This is a genomic window from Paraflavitalea devenefica, assembly GCF_011759375.1.
GTDB classification, from domain to species: domain Bacteria; phylum Bacteroidota; class Bacteroidia; order Chitinophagales; family Chitinophagaceae; genus Paraflavitalea; species Paraflavitalea devenefica.
In genome coordinates this window covers 199,902-216,755 of the sequence record NZ_JAARML010000008.1, presented here as the reverse complement: position 1 = coordinate 216,755, position 16,854 = coordinate 199,902, and the positions used below count along the sequence as shown (strand labels likewise).

The window sequence follows — 16,854 nt, the reverse complement described above, 5'->3', positions numbered from 1 at the left end:
TTATTTTACCTGGCAATGTTCGCAATAAATTTCTTTTAATGAGCCGTTCTCCAGCGCCTGAAAGCTGGCGCCGCCATCGTTGATGGAGTTAAAGAAACGGCAAAAGCGTGGCCTGTTGAGGTTGATGGCGTTGTTGATCTCTTTTTTCAGCATTGCTTTGAAATTGATCTCCGGATTGAACAGTTTCAGGTTGAGGTAATAGAACAGCAGGTCTTCATTGACGTCAATACTTTGCACGCGCTTGGTGACCAGCTTTTCCGCTTCATCGAACTGCGCATAAAAGCAGAGGTATTTGGCCAGTGACAATACTTCTTCATCCGCTAATTGCAGGGTACCATAGTTTTGAATGATGTATTGCAGATAGCGGTCTTTGGCTGCATAATCTCCCCGGTACATGCTGTGTTCGCAGCTAAGGATGTGGTAATTGATGAGCATGCGTTTAATAAGCTGGTGGTCTATCTTAAACCGGTACAGGGCATTGATGTCCTGCAGGAATGTTTTGGGATTCAGGAAGGTGGTGTCGAACTGCCAGAATTGAAAACTGAGGGCGCAGATGTTGTAACGGATGCGGCCGCTGGCCGAATCGAGTTTGAACAGGGTCCTGAAGTTTTCCAATGCTTCTTCTTCTCCGGTCAGCCCAAGCTGGTATTTATAGGTTTCCCTGTCTGACAATAAGAGACTGTATTGCTTCTCCTGTGGTATTTCCAGTTTATCGGCATAGTCCTCCGGCAGCCGGTTGTCGGCAATGCGTGCATAGACTTCCTCCTGGATGAGAGAGGCTTTGTAAATGTTCTTTTGGGCCAGGGCGTTTTTAAACTGGATGGACAGGTTTTGATCAGTAATCGCTTCCAGTCCGCTTTTCTTATTGAGGTAGATGGTGACGATCGCTTTCCGGTGATTTTTCAGTATGGGTTCCAGTTGGTCTGCTACCGTTTTGTCCTGTAATTTGGTTTTAATAGCTTCCCGTGAAAGGCCGGCAAAGGTGGCAAAAGGCGTACGCTGGATATCCTCCAGGAATTCCACCCAATTCTCTGTGGCTGTCACTTGTTTTTGTATATCGGGCGACTGGTATTGCTGTAAGGCCTGTATCATGGAGTTAGCCCTTGCCTGTTGTAATTGCTGGTTCAGTTTTTCTGCGCCTTCTACAGAGGAATAGGCGCGTATGTCCATTTTCAGGATGCGGTAATCGGCCAGGTGCAGGGAATCGTACAATGGCTTCAGGTCGGCTTTGTTGTAGACCGACTTGCTTTTGGCAAACGGGATAGTGAATTGCAGTTTTTTTGTGTACAGCAGTTCCTGGGCATTGGTCGTATCCAGCAGTTTTTCGGTGCTGATAACGGTATCGGTATGCAGTCCCATAGGCAGGAGCGCCCAGAGGCTGCGGTCAATATCCAGGAAGTTGGTATAGTAGCATACGACCCCGTTTTTCAGGATCACCAGGTTGCCTTCCAGTTCATGGGCCTTCTTTTTCAGGTCGGCGGGCACTGTACCGATCTTTACCGCAAAATTTCCCATGCCCTCATCTTTCATGTTTTGTTTCAGGTAGTTGAGGTATACCGGTTGCATGTATTGTCCTTTGGGCAGTTGCCGGTAGGACGGGCTTGTTTTGTTGCAGCCGTACAGGTCTTTGGTTATGAGATCGGCGGTGACCCCATCCTGTGAGCTGGTGAAGATCTTATCAAACCAGGCGCGGCTGTTCATGGTAAAGTATACATCGCCTTTTTTGTCTATCCGGATACCAAATAATACTTCGCCGGGTTTGCTCTCGATCAGTTGATGGGTTTGCCGGCAGGAAACGTCGAACCGGGCATCTGCAATGACTATTTTCTGAGAATAGGAGTCCAGCGAGAAGGAGGCTATAAAAAGGCATGCCAGTAGTTGCCTGATAGAAAAGGGGTGGGGCATAGAATGTAACGGTTAGGGATTGTCGGGATAACAATATACAGCAAAGCTGGTTTATCAGCAGTCATAAAATCTTTTCGGGTGACGGGGAGTAGCTCTGGAATCTCCTGCCGATTCGATACCTTTGCACCGGTTTTTCAGGCAGTTATGCCTTTTATTTAAGATTAGTTATTGAGTATTAAATTGCTGATTATTAATTAGTAATCAGTTTAACCTGAAATATTGAATGAAATATAGTAACGAGATACAGAAGCGCCGGACCTTTGCCATTATTTCCCACCCCGACGCCGGTAAAACGACCCTGACCGAAAAGTTCCTGTTGTTTGGCGGCGCCATCCAAACGGCTGGTGCAGTAAAAAGCAATAAGATCAAGAAGCACGCCACGAGCGACTTTATGGAGATCGAGCGGCAAAGAGGTATCTCTGTGGCTACCTCGGTAATGAGTTTTGAATACAAGGGCACCCTGATCAACCTGCTGGATACACCGGGCCACAAGGACTTTGCAGAAGATACTTACCGCACCCTGACGGCGGTAGACAGCGTGATCCTGGTGGTGGACAGCGTGAATGGGGTAGAGGAACAAACCCGCCGCCTGATGGAAGTGTGCCGTATGCGCGATACCCCGGTGATTGTGTTCATCAATAAGATGGACCGTGATGGTAAGAACCGCTTTGACCTGCTGGAAGAGATCGAGAAAGAACTGAAGATACACCTGCACCCCATGACCTGGCCCATCAACAGCGGCAAGGATTTTAAAGGGGTGTATAACCTGCATGATAAAGGCCTGCTGTTGTTTACTGCCAATACGAAGGCTACAGAAGAGGATTCCATCCGCATTTCTGACCTGGCCGAGCCCGTACTGGATGAGCGCCTGGGAGAGAAGGATGCGGCCCTGCTGCGGGAAGATGTGGAGCTGGTGGACGGTGTACATGGCGAACTGAGTGGAGAGGATTATATGGCGGGTAAGGTGGCCCCGGTATTCTTTGGCAGCGCCATCAATAATTTCGGGGTCAAGGAGATGCTGGATACTTTTATCCGGATTGCTCCCATACCACGCTGCCGTCCTACCTCTATCCGGGAGGTTTGCCCCGATGAGGACAAGTTCTCCGGCTTTATTTTTAAGATCCATGCCAACCTGGACCCCAAGCACCGCGACCGTATCGCCTTCCTGCGGGTTTGCTCCGGCAAGTTTGAACGCAATAAGTATTTCCACCATGTGCGGCTGGATAAGGATGTGCGCTTCAGCAATCCCTATACGTTCATGGCCCGGGATAAGGACGTGATCGAAGCGGCTTTCCCCGGCGATGTGGTCGGTTTATTCGATACCGGTAATTTCAAGATCGGGGATACCCTGACCGAAGGAGAGAACTTCTATTACACGGGTATACCTTCCTTTTCTCCTGAAATTTTTAAGGAGGTGGTAAATAAAGATCCCATGAAGACCAAGCAATTGGAAAAGGGGTTATTGCAGTTGACGGATGAGGGAGTGGCGCAGTTGTTTACCCAGTTTGGCGGTAATAAGAAGATCATTGGTTGTGTGGGAGAGCTCCAGTTTGAGGTGATCCAATACCGTTTGCTGCAGGAATATGGCGCCTCCTGCGAGTTCAGGGCACAGCCTTATTACAAAGCCTGCTGGATCACCAGCGCCGACCCTAAGAAGCTGGACGATTTTACCCGGTTCAAGAGCAATAATATCGCTACCGATAAAGATGGCCACCTGGTATACCTGGCCCAAAGTGAATGGTTCCTGAATACGGAAAGACAGAATAACCCGGACATTGAGTTTCACTTTACGAGTGAGATCCATAAGGAGGCGGTGTAAGGGAAAGAATCCAGTATCCAGTATCCAGCATTCAGAATAAAACCACGCAAAAGCTGCTGGATTCTGTATACTGAATTCTGCATTCTAATGCTATCTTCAGGCTATGGTAGAGACATCCCGCTTGTTGATATCTCCGCTCAACAGGGAGCAACTGTCCCTGTACCTGCAGGCCAATGATCTGTTTGAAAAATCAATGGGATTGGCGTGCAATAACAGGATCGTGGTGCCGGCCGTGCAGGACATGGTCACCAAATTTACCATCCCCCGAATGGCCCATGCTACGGCCGATAATTACCTTTTTTATACTTTCTGGATCGTGGTGGAAAAATCGAGCAGGCTCATTGTGGCCGAACTGGGATTCAAGGGCGTCCCCACCGGTAATGGTGAAATAGAGATCGGTTATGGCACCATGCCGGCCCACCAGGGTAAAGGCTTTATGACAGAAGCTGTGGGCGGCATGCTGGGCTGGGGCAGGAACAGGCCCGACGTTACCTGCATAGTAGCTGAAACCGATGAAACGAATGCCGCTTCCATAAGAGTATTACTGAAGAATCATTTTATCCAGTATACCCGGAAGGGGAACATGTTGTGGTGGAAATACAAATTTGAGGATTACTCAGGATTGATCCCAACATAGTTATGTGGAGTTATCTTCTTTAATTCTTTCTTGAGAGAAGAGGATATCTTAAGGCTGTCAATAAATTCGTGCATGCTTTGCTTATTGATGCCGTTCTTGCCACGGGTAAGCGCCTTCAGCGCCTCATACGGCTGCGGATAGTTTTCCCGCCGTAAAACGGTCTGTATGGCCTCTGCTACCACAGCCCAGTTATTGTCGAGGTCGTTATAGATCTTCTCATCATTCAGTACCAGTTTGTCCAACCCTTTTTCAATGGATTTAATGGCCAGAATGATATGGGCGAAAGGAACGCCGATATTACGCAGCACCGTAGAATCGGTCAGGTCACGCTGCAGGCGGCTCACTGGTAATTTGCCCGCCAGGTGTTCCAGCAGGGCATTGGCGATGCCCAGGTTGCCTTCTGCATTTTCAAAATCAATCGGATTGACTTTGTGCGGCATGGCAGAAGAGCCTATTTCCCCTTCTTTGGTGCGTTGCTTAAAGTAATCCATGGAGATATAGGTCCAGGTATCGCGACAGAAATCAATGAGGATGGTATTGATGCGTTTCATGGCGTCGAAATGGGCTGCCAGGAAATCATAATGCTCTATCTGGGTGGTGAATTGCTGGCGCTGCAGGCCCAGTACCCCTTCTACAAAGTCATTGCCCAGTTTTACCCAGTCTTTTTTGGGGTAGGCTACCTGGTGCGCATTAAAGTTGCCCGTAGCGCCGCCAAATTTGGCGGTGAAAGGAATATAGATGAATTGCTCTACCTGGTTCTCCAGCCGCTCTACAAATACCCTGAGCTCTTTGCCCAGGCGGGTAGGGCTGGCAGGCTGGCCGTGTGTACGCGCCAGCATGGGAACATCCCTCCAGTCTTCAGACAGTATTTCCAACTGGCGGTTGAGGTTCAGCAATGCCGGCAGGTATTCAAATTCCACCGCATGCTTCCAGGAAAGCGGGATGGCGGTGTTGTTGATATCCTGGGAAGTAAGGCCAAAATGCACCCACTCTGTTATCTTTTCGGCTTTGGCTTGTTTGAGCTTCTCTTTAATGAAGTATTCCACGGCTTTTACGTCGTGGTTGGTGATCTTCTCTGTTTCTTTGATGGTGCGGGCATCTTCGAGGCTGAAGTCTTCCGCTATGGCGCGCAAAGCCTTGCGCTGGGCCGCTGTGAGGGGAAAGAATTTCTTATCGGACAGGAACTGGAAGTATTCCACTTCTACCAGTACCCGGTATTTTATTAAGGCGAATTCAGAAAAGTATTCATCCAGGTGCTGAACCTGGTTACGGTAACGTCCGTCAATAGGAGAGATAGCTGTAAGTGCGTGTAAGTCCATGAACAATTGTTATATCTATATTCTGTTATCTTTGCGCCGTAAAATTAAATCAATTGGAGAAGATTAAGGTTGGAATCGTCAATTATCTGAATACAAAACCGTTGATCTACGGTTTACAGCAGTCCCCGGTTATTAATGATATTGAATTAATTGGAGATTATCCGGCCAATATTGCCCGCCTGTTGCTGGAAGGAAAAATTGATATGGGCCTGGTGCCGGTAGCGGTGATCCCTCATTTGAAAGAATATTATATTAATACGGATTGGTGTATCGGATGTGACGGACCTGTGGCTTCTGTGGGCCTGTTCAGTGAAGTGCCGGTAGAACAGATCGAAACGGTATTGCTCGATTACCAAAGCCGTACTTCTGTGGCGTTGGCCAAAATATTGCTGCGCGATCACTGGAAAATACAGCCTGAACTGGTGGATACCAGTAAAACTGATTTCCGTGCCAATATAAAAGGAACCACCGCAGGCGTGGTGATTGGCGACCGGGCACTGGAACAAAGAAGTAAGTCGGCCTACGTATATGACCTTGGCGAAGCCTGGAAACAGATGACGGGGCTGCCCTTTGTATTTGCCGCCTGGGTAAGCAATAAAAAACTGCCGGCTGATTTCATCACTTCCTTCAATGAGGCCAACCAGGCGGGTGTTAACTGCATTCCCAGCGTAGTGGCCACCACATCTTACCCAACATTTGACCTGCATGCCTATTATACCCGCTATATCAGTTATCAACTGGACCAGCCCAAACGCAAGGCGCTGAAGTTATTCCTGTCAAAACTTACGGAAATTACCAGGGAAACGGCGTTGCCTGTCCGCAAATAAGCGATTATTTTCTGCAGGAAATATTACATTACAGGCAAATTAGCTGGGGATTATGCGCAATTGGCTGGGCCGACTCTTTTGGCTATGGCTTTCGGTAACTATTTTTTGCTGTATACCTGCCCGGGGGCAGGAATACAGCTACGCCCGCTATGATGCAAAAGACGGGCTGGCGGGCTCGGTAGTGTATTGCGGTGTGGAGGACAAAGATGGTTTTTTGTGGTTTGGTACCGAGACCGGCCTGAGTCGCTTTGACGGCACCCATTTCCGGAATTTTACTACTGCCGACGGGTTGCCGGATAACGAAGTATTGAAGTTGTTTGTTGATTCCAAAGGCCGGGTATGGATCATGCCCTTCCGGAATGCCATTTGTTACTATTGGAAAGGAAAGATCTATACCCAGCAGAATGATTCGCTACTGCGTAAGCTGCCGATTACTTCACAAATCGTTGACGTGGCAGAAGACGGCCAGGGCAATATCCTGGTGGCAGAGACTCATGGTATTCATATCATGACTGCTGCCGGGCAGGTGAAAACAGTCCTGGATGCAAAGGACGGGGAATTCGCCATTACGAAAGCCGGTATCCGGCATAACGGTCGTTTTGGACTGATGGTTAGTAATGTGGGAAAGTTCCCGGGTGCTGTCCGGAACGCTGTGCTGACAATCGAGCCGGATATGTATACGATAGTAAAAGAAATTACGTCTTACGATCCACATCTTTTAGCTTTAGCCAGGTTATCGCCTGTGCTGGAAACTTACGCAAAAAAAGACAGTCTTTATTTCCTGTGGGCAGCCGGGGAAAAGCAAAGTGTTTATCCTCTGTTGAATGTTACCAGCCTGTCGCCGCTCAATGACAGTCTTTGTGCTATTAATGCTGCGGATGGAACCACCATTTTTGATTTCAGGAAGGGTCAGGTGATCAGGCGCTGCCTGCGGGGTAAGGAAGTGAACAGCGTGATGCAGGACAGCGAAGGCAATTATTGGTTTATGACAGCAGGGGCCGGCATTTTCCGGGTAGGCTCATTTGAATTCCAAAGTTTCATCTTTAGCGCCAACAACAGGGATGTATTGCCTGTATTCAGTTTGCAAAGGATGGACAGGCTCTTATATGCAGGAACGGCAGGATCGCTGCTTTGGCATATAGATACCGGTACTTTGCAGGTGAAGCATGAATACATATATAATCCGTATAGCCATACGAGAATATCGTCTATGGCAATATTGCCTCGTAACAGGTTGATATTGGGCACCAATTTTGGATTAACAGGGTTTCCTGATCTCCGTAGAAAAGGAGCCTGGAGGGATCGATTTAATACAAGGGGATTTAATGGTGTTAAATCGCTTGCAGGCTATAATGACCAGTTTTTTTTAGCGGCCACCGTAAATGGGGTTTACCTGCTTGATGAGCAAATATCTTTGGAGGGTTTCTCCTTTATATGGCCTCCCCGTTCCGCTATATGGGTTGGCCGTTCCACCACCTGCTTTGCACAAGGGGATACGGTATATGTGGGTACGTTAAACGGGTTATATGTTGCTGATAGTACCCCCAATGGTAAATTCTTAGGCGATCAATTTCCCTTGCTTCAAAGCCGTATTGCTGCTATGGGCGCTTCTGCAGATGGTACTTTGTGGATCGCTACTTACGATAATGGCTTACTTGGTTTCAGGCATAACCGTATTACCCATGTTATCCGGCAACAGGATGGATTAACCAGTGATATCTGCCGTGTCTTGTACGTGTCGGGGAATACCATTTGGGTAGGTACCGACAAAGGGCTAAACCAGGTAGTGATTACACCGGCAGGCGCTGCCATCACTACTTATACAGAGGATGATGGATTAGTGGGCAATATGATCAATGCGGTATATGTGGATGGATCACGGGTATATGCAGGCACTTCTGCCGGACTGACCAGTTTTGATGCAGACAGGATCTCACTTAACTCCTTTTGTAAGTTACGCATTACGGGTGTTGGGGTGCTGAATGGAAAGAAGCAATATGATACCACCGGTTTGGTATTGCCGCATGCAGAGAACGATGTCCGGTTTGATTATGTGGGTATATCTTATCGTTCCGCTGGTGATATTACTTACCGGTACCGGATGGTGGGACTCAACGACAACTGGCAAACTACCCGGGAAACTTTTCTCAGCTATCCTGCCCTTCCCTCGGGGGATTATGAATTGCAATTAATAGCTACCAATAAGTTTGGGGTGGAAAGTGAAATGGTACGCATCCCTTTCCGGGTAGAGAAGTTGTTGTGGGAAAAGACCTGGTTCCGTATCCTGGTCTTGCTCATGATTGGCGCCCTGATATGGATTTTTGTCAATGCCCGCATCAAAAAGATACGCCGGCAGAATGAGGAGAAGATGCAGATCAATAACCGCATGGCGGAACTGGAGCAGATGGCCCTGAAGGCGCAGATGAACCCCCATTTTATCTTTAACAGCCTTAATTCGGTGCAGCAGTATGTGATCGACAAAGATTTGCGGGGCGCTAATAAGTTCATTACGGATTTCTCCCGGCTGATCCGGTTGACGCTGGATATTTCGTCTAAGACAAAGATCAGCCTTTATGAAGAAATCAGCTACCTCACCACTTATCTTGAACTGGAAAAAACGAAATTTGAGGATAAGTTTTCGTATAGGGTAACGGTGGCGGATAATCTTGATCCATCTGACTGGTATATTCCTCCTATGATCCTGCAACCTTATGTGGAGAACAGCATCCGGCATGGCGTACGGTACCGCACTGACAAGCTGGGGCAAATTACCGTGTCTTTCGGGCTCAATGAGCAGTATGTTATTTGCCGGGTGGAGGATAATGGAGTAGGGCGTAAGGTGGCTGCTCAATTCAAAAGCCAAATGCCAATAGAATACCAGTCGAAGGGCATGACCCTCACTGCCAGGCGTATTGAGATGCTGAACAGGCATCAGCAGGTCCCTGCTCTGATTGATGTAGAAGATATCCTGATCAATAACCAGACTGCCGGTACCCGTGTGGTATTGCAATTTCCTGTAGCGGAAGCCGGCAAATCCCATTAAATGTAATGCTTATGATTCGTGCCGTATTGATTGACGATGAACCTAAGAATAACCGCATCCTGAAGCTGATGCTGGAAGAATTTTGTCCGGATGTAACCATTGAAGGGCAGGCTGATAATGCCGCAGCCGGTGTACAACTGGTGCAGGAAGTAAAGCCCGACCTGGTATTCCTGGATATAGAAATGCCCTATGGCAGCGGTTTTGACCTGCTGGACCAGTTAAAGCCGATCCATTTTGAGGTGATCTTTATTACGGCCTTCAATGATTACTCCCTGAAGGCGATCAAATACAGTGCGCTGGATTATCTGCTGAAGCCGGTCAATATTGATGAATTGACAGCGGCAGTGGTCAAAGCAACCCAAAAAGTAGCCATCCGGAATGTCAACGAGCGTATAGAAGCCCTGCTGTATAACCTGCAGAAACCACAACAGGCAGTGCAAAAACTGGCACTGCCTTCCAAAGAAGGTTATGTATTTGTATTGTTGTCGGATATTATGCGCTGTGAATCGAAAGGCGGCTATACCACCTTTTATATTAAGGGTATGGAAAAGGTGCTGGCTTCAAAAAACATCAAGGAATATGAGCCTTTGCTGCCCGATGATCTTTTCTTCAGGATCCATAATTCTCATATTGTAAACCTCAATTGCGTAAAAAAATACCATCGTGGCAGGGGAGGATATCTCGAGATGGAGGACGGCACCATGATTGAAGTGGCCACCCGCCGTAAGGATGAACTGATGGCCCGGTTCGGCCTGCGTTCATAAGCGTTATTCCCCTCTTTATCTGATCAGCATGACCATGCCTTTGCGGCTTACTTCGCCACATAATGTTTTTGCTTTGATCACATAGATGTATCCGCCGGCATCCTGCGGCTTTCCATTGAAGGTGCCATCCCAGCACCGGGAAGGATCGGCAGTCTTAAAGACCAATTGTCCCCACCGGTTATACACGGCAAATTCCTCCACTTTTGCATTGCCCCATCTTTGAATGCCAAAGCAATCGTTGTTGCGGTCGCCATTGGGGGTAAAGGCATTGGGTACCACAAAGCGGGGTAATCCCTCCTTGCTGGCAATGACTTTCAGGAAGGCAGTGGAGCTGCAGCCATATTGGTTGATACCGGTTACTGTGTATTGTGTAGTGGTATCTGTATGAGTAATCGGGTTGGCTTTATAAGGATCATTCAGTCCCGCTACCGGACTCCAGGTATATTGCCGGGCGCCTGCCGCGTTTAATTGTGCAGTGGGTGTATTACAGTTGATGTCATTGGCTTTCTCCACCGTGAGCTCCGGCACAGGATTGACAATGATCCTCCTGTTGATGGTGGTGTCAAAACCGCAGGTAGTTTCCCGGATATAGACACTGAATTGGGTGGTGGTATCCGGCGTAGCTACCGGTTCCGGTGAACCGGCGTCGCTCAGCAAGTGGGCCGGGGTCCATTGGTACTGGTCGCCTCCACCTGCCCGCAGGGTTGCGCTGCTGCCATAGCAAATGGCCTGATTACCCGAAGCGGTAAAGACCGGGTAAGGACGTATAGAAACCTGCACAGAATCCTGGCTGATGCAGGAGTGGCTATCGGTAATGGTTACGTAGTAAGTAATATCTGCCGTTCCCGGGCTGGCTATGGGGGTATTGCTGGCTGGGTTATTTAATTGATTGGCCGGCGACCAGGCATAAGATGTCCCTCCCGCTATATAAAGCGGGAAAGCCGAATTACGGCATACCGCGGTGTCCTGGGTTTTGGTGATGACAGGTTTGGAGAATATATTAACAGCCACTGTGTCTTTAGCCACACAGCCATTCATGGTAATACCGGTAACAATGTATTCAGTATTGGCCGAGGGAGTGGCCACGGGATTAGCGATAGCCGGATTGGATAAAGTCGTAGCCGGCGACCAGGTATAGGTGGCTGCACCGGTAGTGTACAGGGTAACCGGCTTTTCCTTACATACTGTTGTATCCAGGATCGTTTTCACCACCGGTGTATCTACTTTAATGATTACACTGTCCCGTTTAATGAATACTTGCGCAAAGGAGATATCGTCCAGCGCAAAATCATTGCCATCTCGTATGGTGTTTTTATTAACGATGGAAATCTGGGCGGTTGTATTGTTGCCGGAGTTCCAGGTAGTATAGAATTGCAGCCAGTTACAACCAGGCATGGAGGCTGTAATGGCATTGGCCATGTCCTTTCCGTTGATGGAGAATTGTAGTTGGGCAGGGTTGGCTTCTGATATGGATTGGATCCAGGTTGAAAAAGCATAACTGGTATTGGGTATTACATTTACCGTTTGGGTCCATACTTTTTCATCGGCTATAGGATTCCCATTTACCAATAACATATTTCCGTTGCCACTGGTATGGTCACGACAGTTGCTGGCAGCACCATTCCATGTTTGAGGATTGGGGCCAACCGCATATTCGCCTTCCGTAGTATTGGTGGCTGCATAGATATATTGGGAAGTAAAGCCGGTATTGCCGGCTGAAAAGTCGCCGTTGACGATCAGGTTATTGCCTGTTACTTCTGCATTAAAGTAATAGGTAATGTTGTGTGGGGTGCTGGTAACCGGGTTGGGTGAGTTGGGATTGTCGAGGTAAGTGGTGGGGTACCAGCAAAAGCTCAGGGAAGGTTTGGTACGTAACTGTTTGGTGGTGCCATCGCAGATAACAGTATCAGGCGTAATAATGATGTCATCTTTCACCACATTGATGCTGATAATTTTGTCCACCGTGTCCCTGCAGTTGCCATCCTGCACGCTGAACCGGATGGTATAATCTCCAAAGTTGGCATAGGTGTGCACCGGGTTAAGGTTGCCGGTAATCATAGTGCCATCTCCTAGGTCCCAGTATGGGCTGGTGGTAGCGGTGCTTGCATTGGCAAATGTTACGGTATAGGGGTTGCATACATCCTGCTTAAAGCTGAAGTCTGATATTAGTATACGCTCCACTTTAAAGGTATCTGTAACACTGCAGCCAAAACTGTTGATGGTGACCCAATAGGTGCCGGCATTGGTAACATCAATGGAGTCGGTGGTAGCGCCGGTATTCCATAGGTAAGTGGCGTATTTGGCGCCTGTTCCTATCCTGGTGGTTGCTCCGGTGCAAAGGGTAGAAGTTTTGGTGGGTGATTGCACGGGGGCCGGCAATACCACTACCTGTTTACAAAAAGCAGTTTGCGTAGGCAGGCCATCGTCTACCGTGAGGTTAATATTATACGTGCCGGGTGTATTGTAAGTAATTGGTGGCGGATTGGTGGCTGTAGAGCTGGCTATGCTGGCATTGGTACAGCCGGGAAAACGGAAGCGGGTGATGGTATTGTTGGTGACATTGGTAACAAAACCAAAGATGTCCTCATTAACCCTGAATAACCTCGAAATGGAATGTGCAAAGTTCAGGTTGCCTATATTGCCTAAGGAAGCAGGCGTAGGAACAGCCGTAAAGTCATTGTTAAAATCAAGGCTGGAAATGTTACCATACCCTGGCTGACCATTGGCAATAAAAGCTACGGCCTGCCCGCAGGAACGCATTACAGTAAGATCTCTGGGTGTTACCATTACATTGCCAGGATTGCCCAGGTTAACAGCCGTGGGTGTATTCAACAGCGATGATCCAAAATCGAGCCTGGTTAAAGAGGCCCCGCTGCCTGCATTGCTGATAAAGATTCTGTAATTACCGTTGTCATTAATAATATAGATACCTGTAGGGTAGCTTAGTCCTCCCAGGTTCCCCATATTAATGGCCGTTGGGGTGTTATCAAAACTATTGGTGAAGTTGAACCGTGTGATCGTATTGTTGATTGCGTTGACAGTAAAGCCATACCAGTTATTGTTTTCCTGGAAAAGATCAAAGTCGATAGGCTGGTCCATATTGCCGAGGTTGCCCCAATCGGTGGCTGTGGGCGAAGGGTTCGTAATGTTGGCGCCAAAGTCGATTTTCAAAATCCGGGGCGGGTAGGTGGTTTGTGAACTCCCGCCTACAATGATGGCATACCATTTTCCATTGTTCTTTACTACACGAATGCCTTCAGCACCACTTCCGGCAGGTATGACGCCATTAAAGTTGCCCAGGTTGACTGAAGTGGGCGTATTCAACAGGCTGTTCCCAAAGTTGAGCCTGACCAGGCCGCCCGGTATATGGTTCACCACAAAGCCATAATAGTTGCCGTTGTCGAAGACATAATCCATGAATACAGGCTGCGACAAATTGTTGTCTATGTTGCCCAGGTTAGTGCCTACAGGCGGCTGTGTTATATCGGCCACACAAAAGTTCCAAAAGCTGGTAGTGGCCCCTGTGGAGGTATTGTTGATGGTTACCGGATTGTTGATACACACCGTATCCGGCGCTGTAAAAGCCGCCGTAACGATGCAACTGCTGGCATTGATAATAAAGGTGTCTGTTGCAGTACAGCCAAACCGGTTAATGTCCACCCAGTAAGTACCCGGCGCCGTTACATCTATGGAATCGGTAGTGGCGCCGGTATTCCACAGGTAGGTAGCTGAGCCAGAGCCTGTACCGATCCGTATATTGGACGTGCCGGCGCAAAGCGTTAGCCGTTGTGTAGGTGCTGATACCGGTTCGGGCAGTACGACTACCTGTTTACAAAAAGCAGACTGTGTAGGCAACCCATCATCTACCGTAAGGTTAATGTTGTAGGTGCCCGGGGTATTGTAGGTAACCGGTGGCGGATTGGTAGCTGTTGAACTGGCTATACTGGCATTGGTACAGCCGGGAAAACGCAGGCGGGTGATGGTATTGTTGTCTACATTGGTGATAAAGCCATATATATCTTCATTAACGCGGAATAGTTTGGAAATGGAATGCGGGAAACTAAGGTTGCCAATGTTTCCAAGCGAAGTGGCAATGGGCGTAGCCGACAGGTTATTATTGAAATCCAGCTTTACCAATGACCGGTCATTCAGATGACCGTTGACTACAAAGCCGATTATTTGTTCGCAAGAGCGTAAAATGGTAAGGTCTCTCGGGTGTTGCAATACGTTGCCGAGGCTGCCCAGGTTTACGCCCACCGGTGTGTTCAGTAGTGAAGAACCAAAGTCGAGCCTGGATAAGGAAAAAGTACCGCTGGACCTTGTATTATCCCCTGCATTCGTAATGAATACGCTCCAGTTGCCATTGTTGTTGATAGCATAGATGCCGGTAGGATAAGCGAGATTGCCGATATTGCCCAGGTTGGTGCCGGTAGGGATATTATTAAAGCTGTTGGTAAAGTCAAAGCGCGTGATGCTGTTGTCTTCAGCATTTACCGTGAATCCATACCAATTATTGTTTTCTTTGAAAACATGCAGGTCAACCGGCTGGTCCATACCGCCGATATTTCCCCAACTGGTAGCTACCGGCGTCGGGTTGGTGATGTTGGGGCCGAAATCTACTTTCAGCACCCGTGGAGTAGGGCCGCCGGTATAACCGCCTACAATAATGGCATACCAGCGTCCTTCATTTTGCACAACCTGGATACCTTCAGCGCTGTTTACCGCCGGAATAACACCTCCAAAGTTACCCAGGTTTACCGTTGTCGGTGTATTGAGCAGACTATTACCAAAATCATGTCGGATAAGCCCGCCTCCATTAAAGTTGACCGAGAACCCATAGTAATTATTATTGGCGAAAACGTAATCCATGAAAACCGGCATAGCCAGGTTGCCGCCTACATTACCCATGTTATTACCAATGGGAATCTGCTGGTTAATATCTGCCACACAAAAATTCCAGAAGCTGGTAGTGGCTCCTGTGGAGGTATTATTGATGGTAACCGGGTTATTGATACAAACAGTATCGGGAGCCGTAAAGCCGGCAATAACGGTACTTTGGTTGCAATTGGTAATGGTTATGGCTTTATTGATCGTATCATTAACGTTGCACGACCGGTAAATGACAACCCGGGTATTATAGACCGCTGGGGTAGCATAGGTATGTACCGGGTTTAGTAGCATGGAACTATCGCTGGCATCTCCAAAACTCCATTTTACAGAATCGGCATTGTTGGTATTGGTTAAGCTGAATGTAATGCCGATACCTGCGCAGCTACCTGATAGCTGTACAGATGCGGTATCTTTTTGTAAATAGGTAGCATTAAAAGTAGGCAGGCCAATGAGCGTGGCTTTGCCATTCAGGTTGATGGCATCCTGTATATATCCACAGCCGGCGCCACTTGCTTCAGGGTTATTAATGACGCCGAGGTATCCGTAGCCGATATTATATCCGTTTTCGGCAGATACATAAATCTTATTATCAGGGCCTAATTGCAGGGCGCCGAACAGCAGGTTGGCGGAATTGGTTATAGTGTATTGGGAGGCGTTTATATTGGGAGCCGTGAGATCATATTGTAAAAGCCTCTTTCCCAGCAACTCTGAGATATACAGGTATTTGTTGCTTTGAGAAAATTCAGCCCCGTAGGGACTGTTCAGGTTGTCAAGGACTGTCACAGGGCCTGATACGATGCCTGTTTTATTGTTGAACGACAGTATCTCTGCGCGCGACAGTGCCCCGGTATTAGCAGGTCCGATAACATGGACCAGTTTACTCCCGTCTGGTGAAAATTTCAGGTATCCGGCACCTTCCCAGTAGACTGCGTTGCCAATACTATAGCCGATATTATAGGTAACCGGCGCCTGTACACCGGTTGCGTTGACGAGGTAAACATAAAACGTGTTACTGTTGAGGGTATGTGTAATTACCCAGAAATCTGTTTTATTGCAATGTTGTACTGCAATGAGCTTTTCACTGCTGGCAGCAGGCGTAATGAGTGAAGTGTTTTTGGTAGCGGCTATCACATCTCCCAAACCTCCCGCCAGCGTCATATCAATGACTGAATAGCGTACGCCCTGTGATAAGGCAGTGGTAAAAAGATAGTATTGATTGGGATTGCCGGGATTGGGTACAATTATGGAGGATTGGGTGCTTGAGTAATCGCCTTGCAGTCCGGTCCCATTGGGCATTATGGCATGGTTCCGGTTCCATACTGTTGTTCCTTCTGAGTAAAATAGTAGTTGGCCGGTAGCTTTATCTGAAATAGAAGATACGCCTTCCCGGGTATTGATCTGGCCATTCATTAAAGGAGTGGGCGGACTGGTGTTAAAATCAAGCCCTGCATTTTTGCCAAAATACCAGATATTGGCTTCTTTCTGGGCTAAACAAGGGAGGCAAAAAAGGCATAAAAAACCTATAAGCGTAATAGCAGATAGGGATAAGCCGGGAACATATGTGCGAAAATTGGCATAAGAATATCTGGTCAGTATTGGCATTCAGGGTGTCGGGGATGGTTGCTGCAAGATAAATAAATATCAATTACC

7 protein-coding genes and 1 pseudogene are annotated in these 16,854 nt (G+C 47.9%); 5 read left to right on the top strand and 3 right to left on the bottom strand.

The genetic code is table 11. From position 1 onward, the window contains the following. Complete coding sequence (locus HB364_RS31095) at positions 1–1,905, bottom strand: hypothetical protein (RefSeq protein WP_167292347.1); 1,905 nt, start codon at positions 1,903–1,905, stop codon at positions 1–3. Between the two features lie 223 nt (positions 1,906–2,128). Between HB364_RS31095 and HB364_RS31090 the strand changes: the two genes are divergently transcribed. Both HB364_RS31090 and HB364_RS31085 read left to right on the top strand, forming a co-directional pair. After that, positions 2,129–3,724: a peptide chain release factor 3 gene (locus HB364_RS31090; RefSeq protein WP_167292346.1), complete on the top strand. Its 1,596-nt coding sequence runs from the start codon at positions 2,129–2,131 to the stop codon at positions 3,722–3,724. 103 nt (positions 3,725–3,827) lie between these two features. Further along, positions 3,828–4,361 (top strand): GNAT family N-acetyltransferase, encoded by a 534-nt coding sequence (locus HB364_RS31085; protein ID WP_167292345.1) that lies wholly within the window; start codon positions 3,828–3,830, stop codon positions 4,359–4,361. Here the strand turns inward: HB364_RS31085 and purB are convergent. After that, positions 4,337–5,680 (bottom strand): adenylosuccinate lyase, encoded by a 1,344-nt coding sequence (purB, locus tag HB364_RS31080; RefSeq protein WP_167292344.1) that lies wholly within the window; start codon positions 5,678–5,680, stop codon positions 4,337–4,339. The two genes, HB364_RS31085 and purB, sit on opposite strands and share 25 nt — an antisense overlap. Positions 5,681–5,733: 53 nt before the next feature. On the opposite strand from purB, the pseudogene HB364_RS31075 reads away from it, so the two are divergent. From HB364_RS31075 to HB364_RS31065, 3 genes and pseudogenes are all read left to right on the top strand, one after another. Next, positions 5,734–6,453, top strand: a pseudogene (locus HB364_RS31075) (menaquinone biosynthetic enzyme MqnA/MqnD family protein); the annotation flags it as partial. A 106-nt stretch (positions 6,454–6,559) separates the two neighbouring features. Beyond that, positions 6,560–9,550, top strand: coding sequence for a sensor histidine kinase (locus tag HB364_RS31070; protein ID WP_167292343.1), 2,991 nt, complete (start codon positions 6,560–6,562; stop codon positions 9,548–9,550). Positions 9,551–9,561: 11 nt separating this feature from the next. Beyond that, on the top strand, positions 9,562–10,314 hold the full coding sequence (locus tag HB364_RS31065; protein ID WP_167292342.1) for a LytR/AlgR family response regulator transcription factor: 753 nt from the start codon (positions 9,562–9,564) through the stop codon (positions 10,312–10,314). Positions 10,315–10,329: 15 nt separating this feature from the next. On the opposite strand, the gene HB364_RS31060 is transcribed toward HB364_RS31065, so the two are convergent. After that, on the bottom strand, positions 10,330–16,614 hold the full coding sequence (locus HB364_RS31060) for a PKD domain-containing protein (RefSeq protein WP_167292341.1): 6,285 nt from the start codon (positions 16,612–16,614) through the stop codon (positions 10,330–10,332). Between the last annotated feature and the right edge of the window lie 240 nt (positions 16,615–16,854).